A 25,021-nucleotide genomic window follows, 5' to 3' on the forward strand; every position below is an offset into this window, starting at 1 on the left:
ACAGACGACACCATGAGTGATGGCGACCACACCATTCATCACGAGCAGGGCCCGACGCGCGGTCGTTATTTCATACGCCTCGCCCCCGGCGCCGAAGCGGAAATGACCTATAGCAAGACCGGCGACGGACCGATGATCATCGATCACACCGGCGTGCCACCCGATTTCGAAGGACGCGGCATCGCATTGCAACTGGTCAAGGCCTCGATCGCCGATGCCCGCGAGCAGGGCTTCAAGATCACCCCCGTGTGCTCCTATGTGGTGGCGCAGTTCCGCCGTCACCCAGAATGGCGGGATTTGCTGGCTTAGTAGCCGAAGCGGTATCGATCGGCCGTATCCGCCAGGATGGGCGCCAGCGCTTCCCAACTCACCCGGGCGGTTGGAGCACCATAGGCATAGGCCGAGATTTCATAGGGCTGAAACTGCACCACCAGACCATAGGGGTCGGACAGCGCCCACCGATCCGGATCGGTAACCACCTCGACCAGATCATCAGGACTGTCGAGCCAGAGCGCATCACCATGCTCGGCCTTGGCGGCCGTGAGGACCATGTCGAGCAGCTTTTTCTTCCACCCCTTGCCGGCAAAGACATCCTTGGCCTCCAGCCAGCGCGTCTCGTCTTTCACAAAATGCCGGTAAGTGATGGTATAATTGCCATGTGCGGCGCCATGCCCGTACCAATAGGTATTCACCTCCAGCGACAGGCGATTGCCAGATACATCCTTGAGCGTGATGGTATTGGTTGAATCGCTGGAGCTGTCGTTCTCGACGCTTTCGGGACCGCCCTCTTCGCCGAACCCGCCAGAGATGGACTGCCCTTCCGCCGTCACCAGGGCGTTGAATTCTCTTGCGAACCCTGCCTCATCATCGATCTGCACCACGGCCAGTTCGTGTTGCGCCACTGGCCAGTTGGAATCAGGATTCTCCGCCTCATAGGGGTCGGGCAACGCAGTGTAGCGGGCGTCAGGATAGACCCGCATTCCGTCGATCATCCGGCTCGTCTCAAGCACGCGGCTGCGGCTGTTGAACAGATCGTTGAGACAATAAAGCCCGCGTTCGTCATATGCGCCGCTGGTCAGCGCTTCGGCATTGCGCGTACAGGCGCGCCGCGCATAATCCAGCCAATCCCGCTGGCTGGCGCGCAATTGGCTCAGCGCCTGCTCGGACAAGCCGCCGCTGGCGGTGGCATAGGTCTTGGCCAGTCGTTCATCGGCCAGCGACAGGTCCGGATCGGCGCAGATCGCCTCTTCGAATGGGGTTGCGGCCTTGGCGCAATCAAAGCTGGCAGCACTTGCCGCGCCCGGCCCGGCAATCAGTCCCAACGCGACGGCGAGAAGCGGAGAAAGGATGCGGTTCATATCTGCTCCTGGGATGCGGCAGGCTGACGATATCGTCAGATTTGCCGCACGTCACCCTCGTGCACTGTGCGGCGGCTGCATCAACTCGGCGTCGAACACCACGACCATGTTGCGGCCGCGCGCCTTGGCCATGTAGAGCGCGGTGTCTGCCATGTCGGTGGCAATCTCCAGGCCGTCTCCGGCCTCCGCCAGACAGGCGCCGGCACTGACTGAAACAGCAATGTCCCGCGCCTCCTCGATGCGCACGGGATTTTCATCAATGGCCAGCATCACCGCATGGGCCATGCTGCGCAGCCGTTCCGGATCGCATTCGGGCAACAGCACGATGAACTCGTCGCCGCCCCAGCGCGCGCAACTGTCCTTCGGCCCGAGCGCGCCGGCAATGCGCCGCGCAACTTCGCACACCACTGTATCGCCGGCCGCATGGCCATAGGTGTCATTGGTCGCCTTGAAGCGGTCGATATCAACCAGCAACAGGCCATAGGCGCCCGATCGGCTGGCATCGGCATGAGCCGCCTGGAAACCGCGCCGGTTGAGAATGCCGGTTTGTCCGTCCTTGAACGCCAATTGCTCCAGCTCACGGGTCCGCTCGCGCACCCGCGCCTCCAGAAGCCGCGTATTGTCGTCAACCGCGGCCGCCATTTCGGTAAAGCTGGCGGCCAGCCGCCCGATCTCGTCCTGCGCGCCCGTGCCCATGCTGAGCGCCGGCCCGTAATCGCCGCCCCGGGCGCTGCGGACAACGCCTTCAAGTGCCTTGACCCGGTCGAGGACAGCCCGCTTGAACACGAACATCGCCAGCCCCGTCACCAGCGCCATTACTGCAACCAGCAACAACCCGATGGGCAGGAACAATCGCCGGTCGATGATGGCGTCGAGGTCCATCAGCGTCACATTGTACCAGCCGAGCTTGTCAAGATACCCCACACCCACCAGCGTCTGCTTGCCATCAATGGTGACAAAGGCGGACTGCGCCAACGCCGCCTCGCCGGTGACGCTTTCAAACAGGCGCTGCAGCACCGCCTTGTCTTCCGGCCCGTCGACGAGGGAATAAACGCTGCGCTTGTCACTCATTTCCGCGGAGAGGCTGGCAAGGCTCACCAGATTTTCGTCGCGATGGGCCTGCACCTGGCCCCGCCGGTCGACAAACATGGAGAGCACGCCGCGCTGGGGCACGTTGACCACTTCCTGGATGAAGTCAGTCAGGTCGATGCCGGTGCCGAGCACGCCGAGCACCCTTTGCCCCTCGCGGATGACGCAGTTCATCCAGACCTTGGTGACGCGCAGATTGGCGTCATTGTCGACATTCAGGTGGCAGCCCTCACCCAGCGCCTTGGTGGCGAAATACCAGGCGTCGCGCGGGTTCTGGGGGTCGACGGCATAGCGCAACTGATCCCCGGCATAGGCATTGGCCGCGTCGTTGAAGTAGTAATTGCCCGAGGTGTCGATGGTGAAGAAATAGGAGTGGTCGGCAAAATTCTGGCGGAAATGCTCCAGCTCGGCGATGCCGCGCCGCGCCAGCACCGGATTGTCCTCATCCAGCGCCCAGTCGCGAATGGCCTGGCTGCCCGCCAGCGTTTCGGCCAGAGACACTTCACGCACCAGCGCCCCCAGACCCCGATGGCGGTCATAAAGCACCTGCTTTTCGGCAAACAGCGTGCCGAGCTGGATGACCGTCGAATTGATCACCCAGTTGAAGGCAAAATAGGCCGGCACAGCCACTGCGCCAAAGCCCAGAGCCAGGAAAATCAGAACCCTCAGCGAGAGAGTATCGGCTATGCGACGCCCAAAGTTGAAAATGGCCGCCCTCATCCGGCTATTGACACCAACTGGCGTCAACCTGCCCGCAAACGCCTCAAAAAGCTGTTAACGCTTTGGCAAGTCTGCGCGCAATTTAGAGGAAAGCTTGGATCGCCGCCAATTCGTCCTGCCGCAGTTCGTGCCCGCCCTCGTGCCAGGCCAGTTGGGTCTCGGCGCCATTGGCGGAGAAGTAGTCGGCCAGCACCTGGGTCGCGCTGGCCGGGGCGATGGGATCGCGTCGCCCGGCCGTGATCAGCACCCGCCGGCCCGAAAAATCCGCCGCCGGTGGAGCGAAGGGGATCAGCGGATGCATCAGCACTGCCTGGTCGAACAGGTCGGGACTGGCAAATTGCATGGACGCCAGGATATTGGCGCCGTTCGAATAGCCCAGCCCGATCACCCGTGAGGCCGAGCCGGCCTGTTCCCGCACGAATTCCGTCATCGCCCTGGTGCGCTGGGCCAGATCGTCCATGTCATAGACGCCCTCCCCGGTGCGCCGGAAGTAGCGCAGCGCGCCCTGTTCGCTGACATCGCCGCGCGGCGCGACACGTCTGACGCCAGGTAGCAATTGACCCGCCAGTTCAAAGAACTGGTTTTCGTCGCCACCCGTACCGTGAAACAGAAAGATCACCGGCGCGGTGGCATCGGCGGCAGGATCGGCGCGGAACTGATAGCTGGACATGGCAGAACTCCTTTGCCTCCCGATATTGAAGCTTTCGGCCTGAAGGGCAATGCACCGGCCGGACCACGCACTGTTGAGCAATGCGAAACAATCGCGCCGCTGCTCCCGATTGCGCGCCGCCCAGATCGGGCTATGATGGGCCATGTTCCTGTCCGTCTTTGACGTCTTCAAGATCGGTATCGGCCCGTCCAGCTCCCACACCATGGGACCTATGACGGCTGCGCGCCGTTTCCTTGACGATCTTGCCGCGGGCAACTGGCCGCGCGCCGCGCGCGCCCGTCCCGCCGCCATCACCGCAAGTCTGCATGGCTCGCTCGCCTTTACCGGCATCGGCCATGGCAGCGACCGCGCCGTTATTCTTGGCCTGGCCGGAGAGGACCCGCGCACGGTCGACCCCGACGCCATGGACCACATCATCACCGAAATCCGCGAAACCGGCCGCGTGAGCCCGCCGGGCCACCCCGCCTATCGCTTCCGCCCGGCGGTCGATCTCGTCTTCGACAAGCAGACGCCATTGCCGGGCCATCCGAACGGCCTGCAGTTCAGCGCCTTTGACAGCGATGGCCAGCGCCTTTTGCGTCGGGTGTATTATTCCATTGGCGGCGGCTTTGTGGTGACGGCCGAAGAACTGGACGCCGTGCGCAGCGCCTCTCCCGCCGAGGCAGACGTGCCATGGCCCTTCGCTGATGCACGCGAAATGCTCGACATGGCCAAACGTTCGGGCCTGTCCATTGCCGCCATGAAACGCGCCAACGAGGAAGCCCGCCTCTCCCGTTCACGCCTCGACCGCCAGCTCGACGAAATCTGGCAGACCATGTCGGGCTGTATCGACCGCGGCCTCGACCAGCGCGGCGAATTGCCCGGCGGACTCAAGGTCAAGCGCCGCGCCGCCGCCATATACGACACCTTGCAGCAAAAATGGCAGCGCAACGAAATCGACCCGCTGGCCGCCAATGACTGGCTCAGCGTCTTTGCCATGGCGGTCAATGAGGAAAACGCCGCCGGGGGCCGTGTCGTCACCGCGCCCACTAATGGCGCTGCCGGCGTCATCCCGGCGGTCATGCGCTATGCGATCCAGTTCAACGCCGGCACCGGCGACACGGCCATTCGCGACTTCCTGCTCACCGCCGCCGCCATTGGCGGCATCATCAAGCATCGCGCCTCGATTTCAGGCGCCGAGGTTGGCTGTCAGGGTGAAGTCGGCTCCGCGTCCGCCATGGCCGCCGCGGGCCTCTGCGCCATTCTGGGTGGCACGCCCGAGCAGGTGGAAAACGCCGCTGAAATCGCACTCGAGCACCATCTGGGCATGACCTGCGATCCGGTCGGCGGGCTGGTGCAGATCCCCTGCATCGAGCGCAACGCCTTTGGCGCCGTCAAGGCCGTCACGGCCGCCTCCCTGGCTCTGAAGGGTGACGGCACCCACGCCGTGCCGCTCGACGCCTGCGTCGAAACCATGCGCCAGACCGGTCAGGACATGAACGAGAAATACAAGGAAACCAGTCTTGGCGGCCTGGCCGTCAACGTCGTGGCGTGCTGACGCCCGGTTCCGATACTGCACATCGACTACTGCATGCCCTCGGTCGCCCGCGACGCGGAGGCGCATATCCTGTGTCCCGCCGCTTTTCCTCGTCGCCGAAGAGCATGTCGCGATAGCCGAGCTTTAAGCCTCAAGCACTGCACGGCACACGGCCGGCATTTACAGCGCCGGCAATCTCCACGCCTGCCCCGAGCAGTGCATCGAGCAGCGACGGGCGCGCCCCCAGCAACTCGGTGAGTTGCTGGGGTTTTCTGGGTGCGGATGCGCGCAGCAATCCCGGCCGTGCATTCTCAATGGCGGCATAGAGGCTGCTTCAGAAACCGTCAGCTATGGACGGTTCCGCTTTTGGCATCCGAGGCCTTGGCGCGCAGAACGCTCTCCGCGCTATTGGATCTGCTTCTTGTCTTCCGGAGAGATGAAGTAGATGTGCAGGTCGTAGTGGGGAATTTCGTACCCCTCGTGCCCTTCGGCTTCGAACGTCAGATCAACATGATTTATCGAGGGGAGGTCGGTCAGGCCGGAGAGCTCTGTCCATGATGTCCCGTTCATGAAGTCCTCTTGCGACATCATGTACTCGATGCAGACAACCTTGCCCTCGTGCACGCAGTAGATTGGCCCGAGCGGCAGATTTGCAGGATTGGCCCAATGCTCTCCCATCATGGGAACGACGTCGCTGATTTTCACGACATCTGAGGGCAAGACGCTTTGATCCGGCAATCCGCCGTGACCGTCTGCGTAGGCACTGGATGATAGAAGTGTGCCAGCCAATACAATACCGGCAATGCTCTTGGTAACCATCTCTAACTTCCTCCCTTGGGATGACTTGTTGTCGTCGGGTGTAGAGAATGCACTACGCAGGCCAGATTTTTCCCAGCAGAGGTGAATGTCTGCTGCTGAGAGCAAGCATAGCCAGACACCACGCCAGAAGTGTAATACGCAACCGTATTGCTATCAATGGCCGCTTCTCAGCCAGAACCTGGTTCGAAGTCGCGGCCAGCAACTTGGCTGAGTTACCGGGGTTCTTTGGTTGCGGGAGCGCACAACAACCGCCACCCCACATTCGTGGTGGCCGCATAAACAAGCCTATGCTTTGCTGATGCCATGCCCCGCGTCCCCACCATCGCCCCGAGCGAGACAAAGAGATCACCCGGCCGCGCAAGCGCCAGGAAGAGATCGAGCGCATACCTGCACATCGGCGCGAGGATGAATGTGCGGACGACATGGAGCAGACGATCAGGGCGATGCTTCTCGACCTCGACCCACCTGTCTATCAATGGACCACCCAAGATGACGAGATTGCCGAGGACGCGATCATGGTCGGAAGCGGCGGCAGGAGCGTTGAAATGGTATTGGCCGGCCTGACCTACATGGAACCCACCGCCAGCATCTACTGGCGCGTCAGGGTGACGGCGAAGGGTATGGTTGAAGCCGGTGGAGAGATGTCGCCCTGGCGCGTGAAGGTCGCCCTTGCCCGAGCAGAGGAGCTGCGGAACCAGATGGGCCAGGTGTTCAGTTCCGATAGCCCACATCGATCACCGCGTGCCCCTCGGTCAGGCGCGAGACGCAGGCGCACATCTTGTGTCCCGCGGCCTTTTCCTCGGCGCTGAAGAAAACGTCGCGATGGTCGATCTCGACGCCCTCTCCCAACACCTGCACGGCGCACAGCCCACACTCGCCGCGCCGACAATCATGGATCATCTCGACGCCCGCGCCAATCAGTGCATCGAGTAGCGATTGGTCCGAACGCACCGCCACCCTGGTGCCGCGATTGAGCACTTCCACGCTGAACGGCTTTTCAGCAAACAGCCCGCTATCGCCGAACACTTCATAGCGCAGCCGGCTCACCGGGCGTCCCGATTCAGCCCAGGCAGCCTTGGCCGCCTCGAGCATGCCGATGGGGCCGCAGAGATAGCATTCCGCATCGGCCGGCAGGGCCGCAAATTCGGCCGCGAGGTCGATATGCTGACCCTGTGAATTGTCGCGCAGGATCAATCGGTCACCCAGCAGCGCCTCCAGCTCGTCGGCAAAGGCCATCAAGCCGCGCGACCGCGCCCCATAAACCACGCGCACCGATGCGCCGCGCGCGACCAGCGCCTTGGCCATGCCAAAAATCGGAGTAATCCCGATGCCGCCGGCCAGCAGCAGATAGTGCTTGGCCCGCCAGCTCAGCTCAAACCGGTTCTCCGGCAGGGTGAGGCGCACATCCTGCCCCACTTCGAGGCTCCACATATAACGTGAGCCGCCCCGGCTCTGCGAATGCAGCTTGACCGCTACCGCGATCTGGCCCGGCGGCGCCGGAATGACCGTATAGGTGCGGTTGGCCGCCTCCCCGTCGATCTCGACCCGGATATTGCTGTGCGAGCCGGGATCGAAGCGCGGCACCATCCCGTCCACGGCAAAGCCGATATAGCGCACATCCTCGGCAATCTGCCGGATTTCAGCGACTTTCGCGTCCCGCCATTCCACTTTGTTGCGCATGAGCTTACCCCACCACCAGAGACAGCGCCGGCACGCGGCGAATGAGACTGCGATCCTGGTCGAGCACGAATTCCAGGTTCTGCCGGGCCAGGCGCGCATGTTCGCGCGCCAGCGCCTCGGCGCGGCTGCCCTCACGCAGTCCAATCGCTTCCACCATCGCCCGGTGCTGGGTCTGCGCGCCGTAAAGCGAGCGGCGGAAGGCCTCGACATTGGCCTGCTTGTCGAGAAAGGCGCTGGGCGAGGCAAAGGGCAGGCTGGTCACCCGCTCGATCTCGCGGCGGATGGTCTGGCTGGCCAGCCCCCAGAGCTTTTCGTGAAACGCGGCATTGAGGTCGACATAGCCGTCAAAATCCATGTCGGCGACATCGCCCTTGAGCGCCTCGTCAATGCCCTCGAGCAGCCGGTTCAGCTCGCCCATCCGCGCCGGTGCCACGCCGCGCTCGGCTGCCAGGCGCAGCGCCAACCCCTCAAGCGTTCCGCGCAATTCGATGGCGTCGATGACCTCCTCGCGCGAAAAGCTGCGCACTGCATAGCCGCCCGAGGGAATGGCCTCAACCAGCCCCTCCTGCCCCAGTTGCGCTAGGGCGGCCCGCAATGGTGTGCGCGAAATGCCCAGCCGCTCGACCAGGATCAGCTCCGACAGCCGGGTGCCGGCGCGCAATTCGCCCGAGACGATCAGGTCGCGCACCCCCATCAGGGCACGCTGGGACTGGGCCGCTCGGTTGGACACGCCGCTCATTCCGCAGCCACCTGCATGGCGTTCTCTTCCTCGATCATGCGGTCGATCAGCCGCCGCGCCCACATCGAGCCGGCATCGATATTAAGGTTGTAGATGACGTGATCCGGATTTTCGTCGATGGCCCTCTGCTGGGCTTCGAGAATCCGCTCATCCTCCCGGAAGATCGAAGACACGCCTTCGCGCAGTTCATGCGTGCGCGCCTGCTCATCAAGCTTGTAGTTGCGCGCAAAGGCCCAGAAATAATGACAGGTCTTGTCGGTTTCCGGCGTCATGGTGTTGAGCACGAAACCATTGACGCCCTGGCTGCGGTCGCCTTCCGGCGCGCCGGTCCCGGTGGGGGCCACACCCACATCGATGGCAATGGTCGAGGGCGCCTGGAAATTGATGATCTGCCAGCGGTCCACATTGCCCGGCTTGCCGAGCTGACCACGCCAGAAGGGCGGCGCGTCGATATCCTTCATCCAGCGGGTGATCGTGGCGGTGCGGTCAGTATGGGTCGCCTTGAACGGTGCCTCGGCCACGGCGCGATTGCCGATGGACGAACCATGCACATAGGTCTCGTGCGTCAGGTCCATCAGATTGTCCACCACCAGGCGATAATCGCACTTGGCGTGGATATATTTGCCATCCGCGGCCCAGTTCGGGTCCTGGTTCCAGTGCAGATCCGGCACCAGGTCGGGATCGGCCAGCGCCGGATCGCCCATCCAGAGCCAGACGAAACGGTGTCGCTCGACCAGCGGATAGGATTTGACGCAGGCTGACGGATTGATGGTGTCCTGCGACGGCATGTATACACACCGTCCGGTATCGTCGAATTCCAGGCCATGATAGCCGCAAATGACATTGTCGCCGTAAAGCTCGCCCATCGAGAGCGGCAACAGCCGGTGCCAGCAGGCATCGGCCAGCGCAACCGCCGTTCCATCCTGCTTTCTATAGAGAACGACGGGCTTGTTGCAGATAGTGCGCGCCAGCAAATCGCGCTTCACCTCGACATCCCAGGCAATCGCATACCACGCGTTGAGCGGAAAAGTGGGGCCAGCCATGATCCAGGTCCTCCTCCTGTTTCCATCTAAAAAATACTAACTGTATACAGAAATCAAGATGGCCATTGCCAAACCCGGTTCGAGCGGCCATCACTGCACGCAAATCAAGAACCCTAGAGAGGAGCTCCCATGGCCGTTGCAAAGCCGCCTTACCACGCCGATGTCGTCGGCTCGTTCCTGCGCCCCGACAGCATCAAGCAGGCCCGCAAGGCCCGCTTTGAGGACAAGTCCATCAGCGCCGAAGAGCTCGCTGCCATCGAGGATCAGGCGATCATCGATGTCATCAGGATGCAGGAAGATGCCGGCCTCAAGGCGGTCACCGATGGCGAATTCCGCCGCGCCTGGTGGCATTTCGACTTCATGGGCATGCTCAACGGCCTGGATATCATCCAGCGCGAAGGTGGCGGCATCCAGTTTCATGGCGTCCATACCAAGCAGGACGTCCCCGTGATCAGCGACAAGCTCAGCTTCCCCGCCGACCACCCCATGCTGGAGCACTACAAATTCGTCGCCGCCAATACCAAGGTAACGCCGAAAATCTCCATTCCTGGCCCCAGCGCCATTCACTTCCGCATTGCCGATGACGACATCGCCGTCACTGAATACAAGCACGACGCAGAGGCCTATTTCGAGGCCATCACCGCCACCTACAAGGACGCGGTAAAGGCCTTTTACGATGCCGGCTGCCGTTATCTGCAGATGGACGACATCTTCTTTGCCTATCTCTGCGACCCAAAAATCCGCGCCGAGCGCAAGGCCAATGGTGAGGACCCCGATTGGCTGATCGGGCGCTATGCCAAGATGATGCATGACGCGATTGCCGACCGGCCGGACGACATGCTGATCGGCATGCATATGTGCCGGGGCAATTTCAAATCCACCTGGGTGGCCGAAGGCGCCTATGACCCGGCGGCCGACGCGATTTTCAACCAGACCGATGTCGATATCTATTTCATGGAATACGACACCGATCGCGCTGGCGGGCTCGAACCGCTGCGCCTGTTGCCCAAGGGCACCAAGCGCGTGCTGCCCGGCTTCATCACCACCAAGACGCCCGAGCTCGAAAAGCTCGACGATCTCAAGCGCAAGTTCGATGAAGCGGGCAAATATGCCGATCTCGACCAGCTCGGCATCGCCCCGCAATGCGGCTTCGCCTCGACCGAGGAAGGCAATGACCTGACCCAGGACGACCAGCGCCGGAAGCTCGACCTGCTGGTCGAAACCGCCGAAGCGATCTGGGGCAAAGTCTAGTCTCTTGTGACAAACCGGCCCGTGTCGCAGCGACGCGGGCCGCCTTTGACCGCGCGCCTACTAAGCTCCAAAAGGAAAACCCCAGCAACTCGGATGAGTTACTGGGGTTCTTTGGTTGCGGGAGCAGGATTTGAACCTGCGACCTTCAGGTTATGAGCCTGACGAGCTACCGGGCTGCTCCATCCCGCGTCAAACAGCGCTGCCTTGCGGCGCGGTGTGAGGGCTATATAGGGGGTGAACCGGCAGACCTCAACCCCCTCCGGCGCTTTCCGTGACGCTTTTTTGACGCCGCACGGAAATACGCCCGATTGCCGTCCCTGGCCCTGTGGAAAAGCCTATTCATCGGCAAATGCCGCTGAACGGCTTCCATACCAGTGCCGCCTGGTTTAGGGTCCGCCGCGATTCACGCCAAAGGTCTCGGGGAACACCACATATGAACTTGAAAAAGCTCGGCCGCACAGACGTTTCGGTCACCGATATCTGCCTGGGCACCATGACCTGGGGCAGCCAGAACACCGAGGCCGAGGGCCATGCCCAGATCGCCATGGCGCGCGACGCCGGCATCAATTTCATGGACACCGCCGAAGTTTATGCCGTACCCGGCAGCCCGGAGACCAGCGGCCGCACCGAGGAAATCATCGGCAACTGGTTTGCCGCCAATGGCGACCGCGACAAATGGGTGCTGGCCACCAAGATCGTCGGCGGCGGCAATGCCCATATCCGCAATGGCCGCCGTCCGGACGCAGCCTCGGTGCGCGAGGCGATCGAGGGGAGCCTCAAGCGCCTCAAGACCGATTATGTCGATCTCTACCAGATCCACTGGCCCAGCCGCGGCCACTATAATTTCGACAGTTACTGGCGCTACGCCCCCGAAAAGCAGGACACGGCCGACGCCCTGGCCAATATGGAAGAAGTGCTCGGCGCCATGGGCGATCTGGTCCGTGAGGGCAAGATCCGCCAGTTCGGCCTGTCCAACGAAACCACCTGGGGGCTGGCCCAATGGGTGCGCCTGGCCGAGGAAAAGGGCCTGCCCCGCGCCGTGTCCGTGCAGAACGAATATAGCCTCATCCGCCGCATCTTCGATCACGACATGGCCGAACTGAGCCATCACGAAGACGTCGGCCTGCTGGCCTATTCGCCGCTGGCCGGCGGCATGCTTTCGGGCAAATATTTCGATGGCGCAACCCCCAAGGGCAGCCGCAAGGATTACCAGAAGGGGTTTTGGCGCCTCAACGAACAGTCCGACGCCGCCACCCATGCCTATCACGAGGTCGCAGCGCGCCATGGCCTCGACCCGGTGCAAATGGCCATTGCCTTCTGCCGCACCCGGCCCTTCATCACCTCGACCATTATCGGGGCCACCAGCACCGAGCAGCTTACCCAGGTGCTTGGCGCGGTTGATGTAACCCTGTCGCCCGAAGTACTGGCCGATATCGACGCCACCTATCGGCGCTTCCCGCGCCCCGTCTGATTGGAACGAATGGGCCGGCCCGTCCGGCCCATTTTCTTTTCCCCGGACTGGTGCAGACTGGTGGCGTCGCTATAGTCGAGCCCGATCAGCCCAGCGCCGGAGCCAGCCCTTGACCACCCTCTTCACCTCGGTTTTTCCGCTACTGGCCTATCTGGCGTACAATATCATCGTGCCGCTGATCGAGCGGGCGCGCCCCTCGCTGTCCGTGATCATGAACATGCAGCGCCGCCGCTGGGTCGCCAATGCCACCCGGCGCGAAAGCCCCTTCGACGCGATCCTGTCGGGCAATATCATGGGCTCCGTGAGCTTTCTGGCCTCCACCTCGGTTCTGCTGGTACTGGCAGTCTTTGCCGTCTTCGGCCAGCTCCCAACCCTGATGCAGGCACTCGATTCCCTCTCGCTCGAACGCACCTATTCGGTGCTCGACGTACAGATCCATCTCGGCGTCATGCTCGCCATGTTCGTCATGGCCTTTTTCGCCTTCACCCTGTCGCTGCGCCAGTTCAACCATTTCTGCATCATGCTCGGCGCCCTCGAACATGATCGAGACGCCACCGAAGAGGAAATCGACGCCATCGCCCAGATGAACGGGCTGGGCGCCCGCAATTTCAATTCCGGTATCCGCGCCTATTATTTTTCCGTCGCCACCGTCGCATGGTTCGTCTCCGAATGGCTGGCGATTGCCGCATGCCTGGTCACCGTGCTGATCCTGGCGCATCGCGAATTCTTTTCTTCGGCGCACCGCACGGCCGCCTCTGCGGCGCTCATTGCCGCGCGGCTGCGGCGCGATACTCCCCCGCGCTCGGATCGCCCGGCCCCGTCCCGGGATTTGTGACGTCCGCCAGAAAGGCGCGGCAATCTTCCAGGACCGGCGCCATCCAGCGCAAGGGCAGGCTGAGGCACAAGAGGGTTCCCGCGTGGCCGAGGCGCGGATAAAGCCGCAGACTGCTGTGCACACCGGCCCGCTCCAACGCAGCACTCAGATTGACGCTGTTGCGCGGCAGCACCAGATCATCCCGTCCACCGGTGATCAGCAGTTTGGGCGCGGCATCGGGCCCGACATGATGGATCGGCTGCGTCTGGCGCGGATCATCGGCCTGCCCGAACACGCGCTGCGAAATCGGCCCGTCAAAGGGATAGAAGTCGTAGGGTCCGGACAGCCCGATCACGCCCACGACCGCCGCGCGTTGAGCCGGTGCCAGCCAGCGCGGATCAAGCGCCAGGCAGGCAGCATTATAGGCGCCGGCCGAATGCCCGGCCAGAACCAGACGCACCGGGTCACCACCATAACTGGCAGCATTGTCGCTGACCCAGCCCACCGCCGCCGCGCAATCTTCAAGAAATGCGGGATACTCGATTTCCGGCACCAACCGATAGTCTGGTACCACCACCAGATACCCCATCGCCGCCAAGGCCCGCGCTGCAAAGCCATAATGGGTGCGGCTGCCCGAGTTCCAGGCGCCACCATAGAAAAACACGATAATAGGCAAGGGCGCATCACTTTGGTGGCGCGGCCGGTAAAGATCGAGCTTCCGGCGCGGCCCCGCACCATAGGACAGGCCGCGGGCAACGCGCCGGGATGCGCCATCCTTGGGGACCAGCGCGCTGATGATATCTGCCAATTGGATGGGACTGCTCCTGGGTCGGTGATCTTTAACTACGCATCAGCCTGCAATGAGTTTCGTCTCACCCTCGCACCGGACAATACGCCGTCAAAGTTGAACAGCGCAGCAATTTATGACGTTGACATTCAGGAATGAGCGGCGTTTATTCCCGCCCGTTGAGAACCTGATATGGCCCCGCCATGCTTGTCTGCCAGTGCAATATGATCACCTCGAGAGAGATCGAGGATATCGTGCTCGACCTGTTGAAGGCCGATCCATGGCAGCTTGTCGTGCCCGCAAAGGTCTATGCAGAACTCAATCGACGTGCGAAATGCTCCGGCTGTGTGCCGAATGTGGTGGACATTATCGTCCGCGTCACCGAAAATTATCACGCACAGCAAGCCCATCAGCCTGCCGAACTGGTCGAACTCCAGTCGGGGCTGGAAAAGCTCAAAAAGCAACGGAACGGAGTACGTCGTGAAAGGCGAAGCACAAGTCATCGAGCGGCTTAACGAGGCCCTTTTCCTCGAGCTCGGCGCAGTCAACCAGTATTGGGTGCATTTCCGCCTGCTGGACGATTGGGGCTATAAGCGCCTGGCGTCCAAGGAACGCGCCGAATCCATTGAAGAGATGCACCACGCCGACAAGCTGATCGAGCGCATCATCTTCCTTGAAGGCCACCCCAACCTGCAGCGGGTTGCGCCCCTGCGCATCGGCCAGACCATCAAGGAAGTGCTCGAAGCCGATCTCGCCGGCGAATATGACGCCCGCGCCGCCTACAAGGCCAGTCGCGAACTCTGCGAACAACTGGGCGATTACGTTTCCAAGAACCTGTTCGAGGAACTGCTGGCCGACGAGGAAGGCCATATCGACTTTCTCGAAACCCAGCTTGAATTGCTCGACAAGATCGGCCCGGAAAAATACGGCCAGCTCAATTCGGCACCGGCCGACGAAGCCGAGTAAACAGGAATTTTGCTGACGGATCCCGTCCAGCCGCTCGGGCACTGTCCGGGCGGTTTTGTTTTGCCCATTTCATCTGGAGCTCCTGATGCAATTTCACACCGGCCGGCTCATCGATCACGTGCATCTGCGCGCCCGCAATGTCGCCGCCGCCCGCCATTTCTATGAGAAGACCCTCGCGGTTCTTGGCATCCCCATCACCGCGCGCGGCGAAGGCTGGTTCCAGGTCGATGAGTTGTTTGTCGACAGGCTCGATGCCCGCGCCACGCCCAGCCACGTTCACCTGGCCTTCCAGGCCGGGGACCGCGCCACTGTCGACGCCTTCTACAAGGCTGCCCTGGCCGCTGGCGGCCGCGACAATGGTGCGCCCGGCGCGCGCCATTATCATCCCGGCTATTACGCCTGCTTCGTCCTCGACCCCGACGGCAACAATATCGAGGCAGTCTTTCACGGCCCCAACACCCGCTCCGCGCCTTCCGTGGTCATCGAACCGACGCCCTGACCTTTTCTATTCCGCAGCCCTTGCGGAGACGCACGCCTGTCAGGTCGGCCACGGCACGACGCGCAATTCGGGCCAGATGGCCTTGGCCCGCTCCGCCTTTCGCTCATGCGTTTCCCGGTTCGGCAGGGCCGGATTGGGCGTCACGCGAAATGAAAACATATCATCAAGCCCAAACGGCGCATGGATGGAAAGCTCGCCACCCGGCTCAAGCCGCGCCGCCACCGCATGCGTTCTGGTCGCAAAATACCGCATCATCTCGGCGCTTGAGCGCAATTGCGGGTAGGCCATGCCAAATCGCTCGGGAAACCACAAATGCACCCGCGCCTGGTTGCGCACCTGAACCGGGATCGGCAGGTCGCGGAAGTGATGCTCCACACGCCGGATCATCCTGTCCTCAGCGTCGTAACTGAGATCGCTTCCGTCAAAATAGACCACGTCGGCATCATTGATGCCCGTGAGCACCGGCCGTCCGGTCAGCACATTCCAGACCGTATTGTAGATCGCCCCCGACCCCAGCAACGGATCGGGCAGGTCCAGTGCAGCCATGCCTTTTAGAATTGCCATCAGATGCGGCTGGCCGCGAATGATCTCGACCAGCACGTCCCGCTGCGTTTCCGGCGCGGCCCCGGCATATTCAAGATGATGCGCCATGCCAAAAACTTGCCCCGAATCCACGCCACGGCCAACACGATGGCAACTTTAGTTTCGCCATTGCAACTGCTAGGCTTTGCCCCGTGTTGAAGCCCATGCATGCAATTTCGAGGAGAGCACAATGAAGCGCACGGCCACCGCCAACTGGACGAAGTCACTGACCGAGGGGTCGGGCACTCTGGACACCCTGAGCGGAGCGCTCCAGGCGCTGCCCTATACCCATAAGGGGCGGTTCGTCGACGAGACCGGCCAGTCGGGCACAAATCCGGAAGAATTGATCGCGGCGGCCCATTCGGGATGCTTTGCCATGCAACTGGCCCATTTTCTCGCCGAGAACGGCACCCCCGCGACCAATCTCAAGGTCGAGGCGGCGGTCACCCTCGTCCCCGGCACCGGCATCACCGGCAGCGCATTGACCCTGGTCGGCACCGTGCCGGACATTGACGAGGCCAAATTCCAGGAACTGGCCGAAAAAGCCAAGGTCAATTGCCCCGTCTCCAAAGCCCTGGGCGCCATCGACATCACCCTCGAGGCGAAACTGGGCTAGGGGCGCAGGCGCGCTGCGCCGATCAGTTGGCCCGGTCGTAAGCCGGGCATTCTGCGCCATGCCAACCAGACGCCGCGCTACTAGCCGACCAGGCCAAGCTCGGCGTCGGTTGCCGCTTTCCCATATTTTGACCGCGGCGGCCAAGGGCGGTCCTGCCAGCGCGGCTCGAAGGCGAAGCTGGATGTCGCTCTTCCCGCGACCAGGCCGCCATTTCCCGCGCCTAAAGCATAGTCGTAGTAGAGCTTGACGATGGCTTCTTCGCTGACCTGCTGACTGGCGGGATGGTCCCTGCATGCGTCCAACCATGCCTTGACCCGGCGATAGCCTGCCTCGTCCGGCAGGGAAAATCCCTCATAGTAATCCAGGAACCAGAAACGCTGGAAAATCGGAGCGAAGACCGCCTCCGCCAGGCCGAACCGGTCGAATAGAAATCGGCTGTCCGGACAATGCTCGACAAGAAAGTCGTCCAGCGCGCGAAACTGCGCGAGCAGCGTCTCGAGCTTGGTAGCCCGCTTTTCTTCGTCCTGGTTCATAAGGAATAGATAGCCTGCGCTGGTGAGGCCGCCTTCCTTGGCGATCAGCATGGACTCAATGGCGTGTTCGACGGGATCTTCCCGACGCAATGGCGTCCCGGCCAGTGTTTCATCGAGATAACGCAGAATGACCAGGCTCTCCTTGATGATCCGGCCATCCGGCGTTTCAAGCACTGGCAGTGTCGTCGACCCGCGGGTTTTCCTCAGCAGATCCGCGGGTCGAGGCACAGTAATGTCGACGACCCGAAAATCGACAGCGCTGGTCTGCCCCCTCAGCGACAGCAGGATTTCGAGCCGTTGCGAAAAGGGGCAGACGGGGATGTGATAGACTATGGGCCTGTCGGACATGGCGCTCAATCCAGGGGAGGTCCGGTAAAGGTCAGGTTGTGCCGTGCTGCGGATTCTTCGACCGCCGGCATGTCTTGGGGAATCTGGAATTGGCCCTGCCCCATCTCGGCGAAGAAGCCCTCAAATCCACCTGGAGTCAGAATGATCAGATGCCGGCATGGCTCGGTCCCGATCACCTTGAAAGTGTGCTCCTTGCCGCGCGGGATGAAGACACTCTGGCCAGTGCGCACTTCGCTTTCCTGCCCATCGAGCCATACCCTGCACGCTCCGCTCAGGATAACGAAGACTTCATCTTCGGCGTGATGCACGTGCAACGGGGGACCGCTGTCCACCGGGGACACGCTATCGACAATGGCCATCGCGCCTTGCGTGTCCGCCGTGCTCAGGATGGTCTTGTAGGTCACGCCCAGCCATTCCGTCTCCGGTGCCGGCGTGTGGGGTGCGGGCCGGTCGACCCGATCCTCTGTCAACATCGCTTCCTCCTGTGTCAGGCCGAAACGAAAGCGCTTTCGTTGACTCAAGGCTACTGGGCGGGACTACATAGGGCAAACGGATATCTGCGATAGAGGATATCACCAGCATGAATTTCGCCACGCTTGACCTCAATCTGCTCCGTGTTCTGGACGCATTGTTCCGCGAAGGCTCTACCGTCAGGGCGGGGGCCCGGCTCGGCATCTCGCAATCGGCAGTCTCCAATGCCCTCAACCGGTTGCGTCACGCCCTGAACGATGACTTGCTGATCCGGCACGGCAACCGGCTGGTGCCCACTGCCTATGCCGAAACGATCAGGCATGACCTGGCCGAGCAGCTGGATGGCCTGGCGCAACTGCTTCAGGCTCCGGCGACCTTCGATCCGGCAACGGCGGAGGGAAATTTCAAGATCGCAGCGAGCGACTTTTTTGCCGAAATGCTCATGCCGGCACTGGCAGACCTGCTGCATGGCAGGGCGCCCGGCATCAGGGCTCAACTGGTTGATCTGGTGCCCCAGAACTATATTGAAAGCCTTGAGCGCAGCAGCGCCGACTTGGTTCTGATCCCGGATGCGCCCCTGCCCAAATTTGTGTCGCGCCAGGATCTGTTCCGATCCCCCTTTGCCGCCATCGCCCGCCAGGGCAACCCGCATATAGAGGGGCTCAAGCAGGGCGATGTTTTCCCGCTGGACCTGTTCTGCCGGCTACCACACGTCCTGTTCTCTCCCGAAGGCAACACGAAAGCCATGGGCGATGCAGCATTGGCCAAGGTTGGTCGAACACGCACCGTCGCGATAACCGTGCCAGTTTTCTCCGGGGTTTGCAGGGCGGTGAGCGAAAGCGATCTTATTGCTCTCATTCCGCGACAACTGGTGGAACGGTTGGGAGATCACTACCGGCTGTCATGGTTCGAGCCGCCCATGCCGATTGACCCACCCTTGATCATTGGTGCCTGGCATAGACGGGACGAACGGACACCACAGCACCGATGGCTTCGCAGTGCCGTATTCTCCATCCTTGCCAAACTCGATCCAGATCTTGCACTGGCCCAACGAGACGGAATGAAGATGTCCTGACCGCCGACAGGCCATTCGCTCCGGCGCACCCCGACCGGCCTGCCCAGTGTCTGCTTGCGCCGCAGATCTCGCTTCGCCAAATCGGCCAGAACGGGGTCGGCATCTTCTCCCTTAAGCGAAGATATCCCCGACCCCAATTCCTCCGCTATCCTTGCCCCATCCTCGCCACACACGCGGCCCCGACGCAGGGCCGGGCGGGGAGGCCGGGAAGAGGGGCGCCTCTTTACGCGGGTAGAAGCTCGGCAGCCGGACCTGCAATAACGGTACCGCCTGAATCCGGACCCGTGGAAAATCCGTGTTTCCGTGACGAACGGCCAGTGGCTCGTTCTACCTAGTTTCGGAAGGGCTACTGGCCGTTCGTTACCGTGCAACCGATAGCCGAGAGGCGAGGCGGCGCTTTTGCATGCCGCCGCGCCGGGGCGGTTTCGCGCCAGCCAGGCTCGCAGGCAAAGACCTAATCCTCAATCGGCTGGAACATGGCGTTGAGTTCGCTGACAATCTGGTCGATCGGCGCGATGGAGTCGGGCAACATTTGCGGCTCTTCCGGCGCTACTGCCAAATAGGGCACACCACTTGGGAAGGCGCCAAAGCGCTGGAAAAAGCCCACCATATCGTCCAGCACCGGCATGCGCCAGCGCCACATCGCGCCCATGGCCAAAACCGGCTCCATATGCCCGAAGCCCTCGTAATATTGCGTGGTCACCCAGACGCCCCGCGCCCGCAGCCGCTCGGCAAACCGCTCGGTGTTCTGCACCCGCACGATCGGGTCGGTCGTGCCGGTGGCCAGATACATCGGCGGCGCCTCGGCGGTGATCAGATTGATCGGTTGGGTACCCTGCGGATTGGGCGCTTGGCCGAACACATCGCGCACTTCGCCATACTCGAATGGGTAGAAGTCATAGGGTCCCGACAGCGCCGCAACCGCCAGGATCGGCATGGTGACGCCATATTCGGCGCGGAACGAGGGGTCGAGCGCCTGCATCACCGCATTATAGGCGCCGGCGGAATGTCCGGCCAGGAACAGCCGGTTCGGATCGCCGCCATAATTGGCGATATTGTCCTGCACCCAGCGCAGCGCGCGCGCGCCATCCTCGAGAAAATCAGGATACCGCACCTCCGGATAGAGCCGGTAATCGGCAATCACGGTGACAAAGCCGCGCGACGCCAGAGCCCGCCCGACGAATTCATATTCTCCCCGTTCGCCCCGGCTCCAGCCGCCGCCATAGATGAAGAACACCACCGGCGCCGGCTCGCCCCGCTGTTCGGGCGCGTAGACATCGAGCTTGGCCCGCGCCCCATCGGCATAGGCGATCCCATTGCCCACCTTCGCGGTGCCTCCATCCATGGCCAGCGGGACATTGAACGGATCCATGACGGAAACCGCCTGGGAGGCATGGGGCAGCAGCAGAACGGCCATGGTCAGGGCGGCAAGCAGTGAGCGAAGCAAGGGCATCGAAAATCAATCAGGTCTGTTGGGAAGCCAAAGAAGGGTGTGTGCGCCAGAAAACCGGAGATATTGTGGCGCAGAACTGGGCGAGGGCAGGCGCGCCGGTCCTCCGGTCGCTGGCCTGCCCTCTACTTAAGCTGGAAAACTTTGCGCCCAGTTCGTTAACAGAATGTTAACGCCATTCTCAACGTTTCAGCCGCTCCAGCAGCAGCCCCGAAACATGGCCATCGGCGGGCAGGCCGCGTGCCTGCTGATAAGCAATCACCCCGGCCCGGGTCTTGGGACCGATCACCCCGTCGGCGGTCCCGACATTGTATCCGGCCCGCCCGAGCAGCGCTTGCACCTCGGCCCGTTGTGCCTTGCTCAGCGCATAGTCACCCGAAGGCCAGGGCGTCACGAAAGGTCCGCCCCCCAGGATACGGTCGGCCAGATGGCCCACGGCCAGGGCATAGCTGTCCGAATTGTTGTAGCGCTTGATCACGTCGAAATTGGGCAGCAGCAAAAAGGCCGGGCCGCTGGCGCCTGCCGGCATATAGAGCCGCGCCATGTCACCGGGGCGTGGAAAGGCGCTGCCCGAAGCGCGGCTGATACCCATGGCCTGCCATTGGCTCAGAGGCGCCTTGCCCATCTCCCGCGCTGCCGCGAAATTGAACCCCTGTGGCAGCTTGACCTCATAGCCCCAGGTCTCGCCCGGTCGCCAGTCAAAGCTCTTGAGATAATTGGCGGTCGAGCCAAGCGCATCGGGCACCGAGTTCCAGATATCCTTGCGCCCGTCGCCATTATAATCGACCGCATAGCGCATGAAGCTCGAAGGCATGAACTGGGTATGCCCCATTGCACCAGCCCAGGAGCCAACCATGGCGTTGGGCGCGATATGCCCGTCCGAGACGATGCGCAACGCCGTGACCAGTTCGGAGCGGAAGAAGCTCGCGCGATAGCCCTTCTCGGTCAGCGTGGCGAGCGCGTGAATGGTATTGTTGCCCCCCATGAAACTGCCGAAATTGGTTTCCATGCCCCAGATGGCGAGCACGATTTCCGGCTGCACCCCATAGCGCTGCTCGGCACCGGCAAGCGTCTGCGCCCATTCCCCGCGCATGGCCTGCCCCTTGGCAGCCTGAGCGGCGGTGACGCGCTTGTCGACATATTGCTGCACGGTCTGGGTGAATTCGGGCTGCTTTTTCGTCAGCTCAATCACCTGGGGGATAGGATTGTAGCTGGCAAAGGCGGCCTCAAACGCCTGGCGGCTGACCCCGGCCCGTTCCGCCTCGGGCCAGAGATCGCGCACGAAGCTGGCGCTATTGGCCTGGGCCGGCCCCGCCAAGGCCAGTCCGGCCAGAACAGCGCCCATCAGCAGGCGAAGAAAATTGGAAGAACCACCGGATCGGATCATCTCGGGCCTCGTGCATACGCGGTAACAGGAAGTCACGAACGCACCGGCCGTGCCGGGCGCGCGTATCAAAGCATTAACGCACCCGATTAAGATGACCTTAAGGCAAAGCCGCTCCGGCGATCACATCGCTGTCAGTCCGCGCTGTCTTCACGCTGGTCCTCGACGCGCCCGGCCGGCGGTGGCGACTTGGACGCTCCACCGCCCGCCGCGGGAACATAGGTGACATGCGGATAGGGGATCTCGATCCCGCGTTCATCAAAGACCTCTTTGATGATCTGATTGTACCGCCGCCCGGTGCCCCATTGTGTGCCGGGCAAGGTCTTAATCCGCGCGCGCACCATGATGGCCGAGTCGCCGAAGCCGGTAACGCCATGCATTTCAAGGTCGTCGAGAATCTCGTCCTTGTGCTCGGTCTGCATCAGGCGATCGAACGCCTCATGCATGGCGCTTTTCACCTCTTCGATATCGCTGTCATAGGACACGCCAATCTCAGCCAGGTGATAGGAGAAACCCCGCATCATATTGCTGACCTGTTCGACCGAAGAGAAGGGAACCAGATGCACCGTCCCGGAGAGATCACGAATGGTCACCGACCGGATCGTCAGCTTCTCCACCACACCAGACCAGCTGCCCACGGTCACGACGTCGCCCTCATTCATGATGTTCTCGAACTGAATGAAGATGCCGGTGATGATGTCCTGCACGAGCTTTTGGGCACCAAAACCGATGGCCAGACCCACCACACCGGCACCGGCGAGCAGCGGGGCGATATTGACCCCGATCTGGGCCAGGGCGAGCATGGCGCCGAACACCACGAGCGCTACGGTAAAGGCATTCTTGAACAGGTTGAGCAGAGTCTTTTCGCGCGAGGTCGGCACCTTGCCGAAATTGACATTGAGCCGGTACTCCACCCAGGAGGCGACCACCACATAGAGCACGATGGCGGCCAGCAGAATCAGCGCCGCCGACACCACCGAACCGGCAACCGCCAGTCCCTCCTCGCTGCCGATCCAGCTTGCGAAGTCGAACAGCGCCCACGCCTGGCCGATGGCAATCACCACGGCTGCAATCACGATCCAGCGCACCACCCGCATCACTGCCGGCACAAAGGATTTCAACCGTGACTCAAGGAGCGGCAGGCGCTGGCGCACGTCGTCGGGCAGGCTGAGTCCGGTGGAAACAAAGCGACTGATAAAACCGACCACCAGCGAGCCGATCAGCACCGCAAACACCGACTGCATGGTGGCGGCAATCATGAAGGGCAACGCTGTTTCGGGGTTGGCGAACCACACCACCAGAAGCGCGACAAGATAGGCAATCACCACAAGATGCCAGAACCGGCCGATAGCCGCGAGCATTTGGCCAAAGCCGTCATTGCCACGCCGCTCGCTGATCTGACCCAGCCACTGACGCACATCATCCTTGTTTTGCAGGGTTATAATGATGCCTATGGTCACGGCTGTGGCCATGGCCAGCACTTCCACCGCCCCACCGACCGGACGCGATACCAGCCCGCTCAGCATCGGGGCCACGAACATGAAGGCATAGCCGAGCAACGAAATCACCCGAGCGCTCCAGAAGGACCAATATGCCGCATTCCCCTCCGTGACCGGCAGGAAACGGAGCGCCGAAAACCGGGGTTCGAGCACGATGCGCACGCCCAACTTGATCAACTCGACCACCAGGAAGGCGTTGAGCAGAAGCGACTGATTGATCCCCATAAAGCCGCGCGAGGTGGTGCCAAAATTGAGCGCGAGAACATAACCCAGCCCCCAGGCAAGCAGAATACTGGCGACGTCGATCACTGCCAGCCCGAGCAAGCCGGTAATGCGAGCGACCACGCCCCGGGCACTCACCCGTGCGGCAATCATGCGACCCAAGGCATTGGCGATCAACCGGAGCAGGAAGAAGCTGCCGAACAGTGCCGCGATAAGCAGCCCGATATTGATCGCAAACTGCCGCAGCGCCTCACCATCGGCGTTCATGGTGCCATCAAACAGCGCCTGCAGATTGCCAAGCGCTAAACCGATCGAGCGCACCGAGTTCGACGCCCCCTCGGCTATGCCCTGAGTATATTCCGCCAATTGTCGCGCAATGCTCATATCCGGCGCCACCGTTTCTTGTGCCTGAGCCCCTTCGGCCTCTGGCGCAGCCTGCTGCAGCCGCTCGATCAACGCGGCGCGTGCGGTGTCGTCTTCCAGAATACGGATCAGGTCATCGACAGCGGCCGAGCTGGCCTCAGGGTCGGCGCTCTCTTCAGCCGGCGTGGTTGAGCCACCCGTCAGGATGTCTTGCGCAGTAGCGGGTAAGACCAGAAGCAGGGAAAGAAAAAGAATACGGATCAGCAACATGCGGCTCATTTGGCTGGCAGGATTGTTGGCGCCAGCATGGCCTTTGCGGCCACAAGGTCAACCCCTCCACTGCTCACGCTTTGCGTGAGCCAACCCAACTAAGCCGCAAGCACTGCCGCTAGGCTCTTGAGGAAGGCCTTGCCATCAGCCAGAACGGCCTGCGCCGCCCCAGTAGCGTCCTTGTCATCGCTGTCGGCCTCGTCGCCCACCCGCTGCAGCAACCCCAGGCGACGCTGATGCAGTTCTGCCGGAACATCCAGATTTGCCGCCGTCACCAGGGCCTGCCGCATTTCCTGCAGCAACAGCAATTGCGAAAACCGCGCATGAAGCCGCCGGGCAATCGCCGTATCGCGCCGCCAGTTCTCTGTTGCAAAAGCTGCACTGGCGCGCTGCCCGGCGCCCAGACAGTCGAAGGCGTCACACCCGCCATAGCCTAGATCTTCCAGCCGCTCGTGGATGCGGCAGCGAAAGTCATCGGCCAGATACTGGCATGGCTGTCCGGCCAGCTTATCGTGTCCAAACCGGTTCGAGCGCTCAAAGGACAGAGCCGTGCAGCAAAGGCCAAAACACTTGCTGCAATCGGCGGAAAACACGATCTCGTCCATGCTGCACCTATGGGCCTGGGTTCGAGGGGCTCTTGATCAGCTTGCTCTGAATACGACAAAGCCCCCGCGATTTATTGCGGGGGCGTTTTGAGATTTTGGTTTTGTGAAGAGAGTGTGTGTTTTTTGCAGACCTTGCAGTGACCTACTCTCCCAAGTCTTGAGACTTAGTACCATTGGCGCG

Annotated in this window: 26 protein-coding genes and 1 tRNA gene; 10 read left to right on the forward strand and 17 right to left on the reverse strand. The window is 62.0% G+C overall.

The window, feature by feature from the left end; all coding sequences use genetic code 11:
- Window positions 1–12 precede the first annotated feature (12 nt).
- Window positions 13–309 carry a GNAT family N-acetyltransferase gene (locus GO014_RS15070; RefSeq protein WP_116589883.1) on the forward strand — a complete coding sequence of 99 codons (297 nt, stop codon included), beginning with the start codon at window positions 13–15 and terminating at the stop codon, window positions 307–309.
- Here the strand turns inward: GO014_RS15070 and GO014_RS15075 are convergent.
- The 3 genes from GO014_RS15075 to GO014_RS15085 all read right to left on the reverse strand — a co-directional run bounded on the left by GO014_RS15075 (window position 306) and on the right by GO014_RS15085 (window position 3,837).
- The gene (locus GO014_RS15075; RefSeq protein ID WP_157291129.1) at window positions 306–1,358 is read right to left on the reverse strand and encodes a DUF3298 domain-containing protein; all 1,053 of its coding nucleotides are present in this window, start codon (window positions 1,356–1,358) and stop codon (window positions 306–308) included. The genes GO014_RS15070 and GO014_RS15075 overlap by 4 nt on opposite strands.
- Before the next feature lie 51 nt (window positions 1,359–1,409).
- A complete protein-coding gene (locus GO014_RS15080) occupies window positions 1,410–3,167 on the reverse strand; it encodes a sensor domain-containing diguanylate cyclase (protein ID WP_116589881.1) in 1,758 nt (585 codons plus the stop codon).
- An 82-nt stretch (window positions 3,168–3,249) separates the two neighbouring features.
- Entirely contained in the window at window positions 3,250–3,837 is a 588-nt protein-coding gene (locus GO014_RS15085) for an alpha/beta hydrolase (RefSeq protein ID WP_116590120.1), read from the reverse strand.
- 142 nt (window positions 3,838–3,979) lie between these two features.
- Here GO014_RS15085 and GO014_RS15090 point away from each other — a divergent pair, with 142 nt between their 5' ends.
- Window positions 3,980–5,374, forward strand: coding sequence for an L-serine ammonia-lyase (locus GO014_RS15090; protein WP_157291130.1), 1,395 nt, complete (start codon window positions 3,980–3,982; stop codon window positions 5,372–5,374).
- Between the two features lie 384 nt (window positions 5,375–5,758).
- On the opposite strand, the gene GO014_RS15095 is transcribed toward GO014_RS15090, so the two are convergent.
- The 5 genes from GO014_RS15095 to GO014_RS15115 form a co-directional block, all read right to left on the reverse strand.
- Window positions 5,759–6,172 (reverse strand): hypothetical protein, encoded by a 414-nt coding sequence (locus tag GO014_RS15095; protein ID WP_116589879.1) that lies wholly within the window; start codon window positions 6,170–6,172, stop codon window positions 5,759–5,761.
- 212 nt (window positions 6,173–6,384) lie between these two features.
- Window positions 6,385–6,903, reverse strand: coding sequence for a hypothetical protein (locus GO014_RS15100; RefSeq protein WP_157291131.1), 519 nt, complete (start codon window positions 6,901–6,903; stop codon window positions 6,385–6,387).
- Complete coding sequence (locus GO014_RS15105; protein ID WP_157291132.1) at window positions 6,884–7,852, reverse strand: PDR/VanB family oxidoreductase; 969 nt, start codon at window positions 7,850–7,852, stop codon at window positions 6,884–6,886. Before GO014_RS15105 ends, GO014_RS15100 begins: the two co-directional genes overlap by 20 nt.
- Window positions 7,853–7,856: 4 nt before the next feature.
- Complete coding sequence (locus GO014_RS15110; RefSeq protein ID WP_116589877.1) at window positions 7,857–8,591, reverse strand: GntR family transcriptional regulator; 735 nt, start codon at window positions 8,589–8,591, stop codon at window positions 7,857–7,859.
- Window positions 8,588–9,634: an aromatic ring-hydroxylating dioxygenase subunit alpha gene (locus GO014_RS15115; RefSeq protein WP_157291133.1), complete on the reverse strand. Its 1,047-nt coding sequence runs from the start codon at window positions 9,632–9,634 to the stop codon at window positions 8,588–8,590. Before GO014_RS15115 ends, GO014_RS15110 begins: the two co-directional genes overlap by 4 nt.
- 129 nt (window positions 9,635–9,763) lie before the next feature.
- Here GO014_RS15115 and GO014_RS15120 point away from each other — a divergent pair, with 129 nt between their 5' ends.
- On the forward strand, window positions 9,764–10,885 hold the full coding sequence (locus GO014_RS15120; protein WP_104893012.1) for a 5-methyltetrahydropteroyltriglutamate--homocysteine S-methyltransferase: 1,122 nt from the start codon (window positions 9,764–9,766) through the stop codon (window positions 10,883–10,885).
- Window positions 10,886–10,997: 112 nt separating this feature from the next.
- Here the strand turns inward: GO014_RS15120 and GO014_RS15125 are convergent.
- Window positions 10,998–11,074 (reverse strand) — tRNA-Met (locus tag GO014_RS15125).
- A gap of 244 nt (window positions 11,075–11,318) precedes the next feature.
- On the opposite strand from GO014_RS15125, the gene GO014_RS15130 reads away from it, so the two are divergent.
- Window positions 11,319–12,356 carry an aldo/keto reductase gene (locus tag GO014_RS15130; RefSeq protein ID WP_157291134.1) on the forward strand — a complete coding sequence of 346 codons (1,038 nt, stop codon included), beginning with the start codon at window positions 11,319–11,321 and terminating at the stop codon, window positions 12,354–12,356.
- 109 nt (window positions 12,357–12,465) lie between these two features.
- The gene (locus tag GO014_RS15135) at window positions 12,466–13,191 is read left to right on the forward strand and encodes a DUF599 domain-containing protein (RefSeq protein WP_116589859.1); all 726 of its coding nucleotides are present in this window, start codon (window positions 12,466–12,468) and stop codon (window positions 13,189–13,191) included.
- Here GO014_RS15135 and GO014_RS15140 read toward each other — a convergent pair.
- Window positions 13,121–13,978 carry an alpha/beta hydrolase gene (locus GO014_RS15140; protein WP_157291135.1) on the reverse strand — a complete coding sequence of 286 codons (858 nt, stop codon included), beginning with the start codon at window positions 13,976–13,978 and terminating at the stop codon, window positions 13,121–13,123. The two genes, GO014_RS15135 and GO014_RS15140, sit on opposite strands and share 71 nt — an antisense overlap.
- A 182-nt stretch (window positions 13,979–14,160) precedes the next feature.
- Between GO014_RS15140 and GO014_RS19245 the strand changes: the two genes are divergently transcribed.
- From GO014_RS19245 to GO014_RS15155, 3 genes are all read left to right on the forward strand, one after another.
- Window positions 14,161–14,472, forward strand: coding sequence for a (2Fe-2S)-binding protein (locus GO014_RS19245; RefSeq protein WP_104893008.1), 312 nt, complete (start codon window positions 14,161–14,163; stop codon window positions 14,470–14,472).
- Complete coding sequence (bfr, locus tag GO014_RS15150; protein WP_116589857.1) at window positions 14,438–14,923, forward strand: bacterioferritin; 486 nt, start codon at window positions 14,438–14,440, stop codon at window positions 14,921–14,923. Before GO014_RS19245 ends, bfr begins: the two co-directional genes overlap by 35 nt.
- A gap of 85 nt (window positions 14,924–15,008) precedes the next feature.
- The gene (locus GO014_RS15155) at window positions 15,009–15,422 is read left to right on the forward strand and encodes a VOC family protein (protein WP_157291137.1); all 414 of its coding nucleotides are present in this window, start codon (window positions 15,009–15,011) and stop codon (window positions 15,420–15,422) included.
- Between the two features lie 39 nt (window positions 15,423–15,461).
- Here GO014_RS15155 and GO014_RS15160 read toward each other — a convergent pair whose 3' ends face one another.
- Window positions 15,462–16,073: a nucleotidyltransferase family protein gene (locus GO014_RS15160; RefSeq protein WP_157291138.1), complete on the reverse strand. Its 612-nt coding sequence runs from the start codon at window positions 16,071–16,073 to the stop codon at window positions 15,462–15,464.
- Window positions 16,074–16,194: 121 nt separating this feature from the next.
- On the opposite strand from GO014_RS15160, the gene GO014_RS15165 reads away from it, so the two are divergent.
- Window positions 16,195–16,620 (forward strand): OsmC family protein, encoded by a 426-nt coding sequence (locus tag GO014_RS15165; RefSeq protein WP_157291139.1) that lies wholly within the window; start codon window positions 16,195–16,197, stop codon window positions 16,618–16,620.
- A gap of 80 nt (window positions 16,621–16,700) precedes the next feature.
- Here GO014_RS15165 and GO014_RS15170 read toward each other — a convergent pair whose 3' ends face one another.
- On the reverse strand, window positions 16,701–17,501 hold the full coding sequence (locus tag GO014_RS15170) for a glutathione S-transferase family protein (RefSeq protein WP_157291140.1): 801 nt from the start codon (window positions 17,499–17,501) through the stop codon (window positions 16,701–16,703).
- A gap of 5 nt (window positions 17,502–17,506) precedes the next feature.
- On the reverse strand, window positions 17,507–17,974 hold the full coding sequence (locus GO014_RS15175) for a cupin domain-containing protein (protein WP_157291141.1): 468 nt from the start codon (window positions 17,972–17,974) through the stop codon (window positions 17,507–17,509).
- A gap of 107 nt (window positions 17,975–18,081) precedes the next feature.
- On the opposite strand from GO014_RS15175, the gene GO014_RS15180 reads away from it, so the two are divergent.
- Entirely contained in the window at window positions 18,082–19,047 is a 966-nt protein-coding gene (locus tag GO014_RS15180; protein ID WP_157291142.1) for a LysR family transcriptional regulator, read from the forward strand.
- Between the two features lie 454 nt (window positions 19,048–19,501).
- Here GO014_RS15180 and GO014_RS15185 read toward each other — a convergent pair whose 3' ends face one another.
- The 4 genes from GO014_RS15185 to GO014_RS15200 all read right to left on the reverse strand — a co-directional run bounded on the left by GO014_RS15185 (window position 19,502) and on the right by GO014_RS15200 (window position 24,840).
- Window positions 19,502–20,500 (reverse strand): alpha/beta hydrolase, encoded by a 999-nt coding sequence (locus tag GO014_RS15185; protein ID WP_246204655.1) that lies wholly within the window; start codon window positions 20,498–20,500, stop codon window positions 19,502–19,504.
- 178 nt (window positions 20,501–20,678) lie between these two features.
- Window positions 20,679–21,884 (reverse strand): lytic murein transglycosylase, encoded by a 1,206-nt coding sequence (locus GO014_RS15190; protein ID WP_157291143.1) that lies wholly within the window; start codon window positions 21,882–21,884, stop codon window positions 20,679–20,681.
- Window positions 21,885–22,015: 131 nt separating this feature from the next.
- Entirely contained in the window at window positions 22,016–24,232 is a 2,217-nt protein-coding gene (locus tag GO014_RS15195) for a mechanosensitive ion channel domain-containing protein (protein WP_179952984.1), read from the reverse strand.
- 101 nt (window positions 24,233–24,333) lie between these two features.
- On the reverse strand, window positions 24,334–24,840 hold the full coding sequence (locus GO014_RS15200; RefSeq protein WP_157291145.1) for a hypothetical protein: 507 nt from the start codon (window positions 24,838–24,840) through the stop codon (window positions 24,334–24,336).
- Window positions 24,841–25,021 lie beyond the last annotated feature (181 nt).

The organism is Devosia marina (assembly GCF_009758415.1).
GTDB classification, from domain to species: domain Bacteria; phylum Pseudomonadota; class Alphaproteobacteria; order Rhizobiales; family Devosiaceae; genus Devosia; species Devosia marina.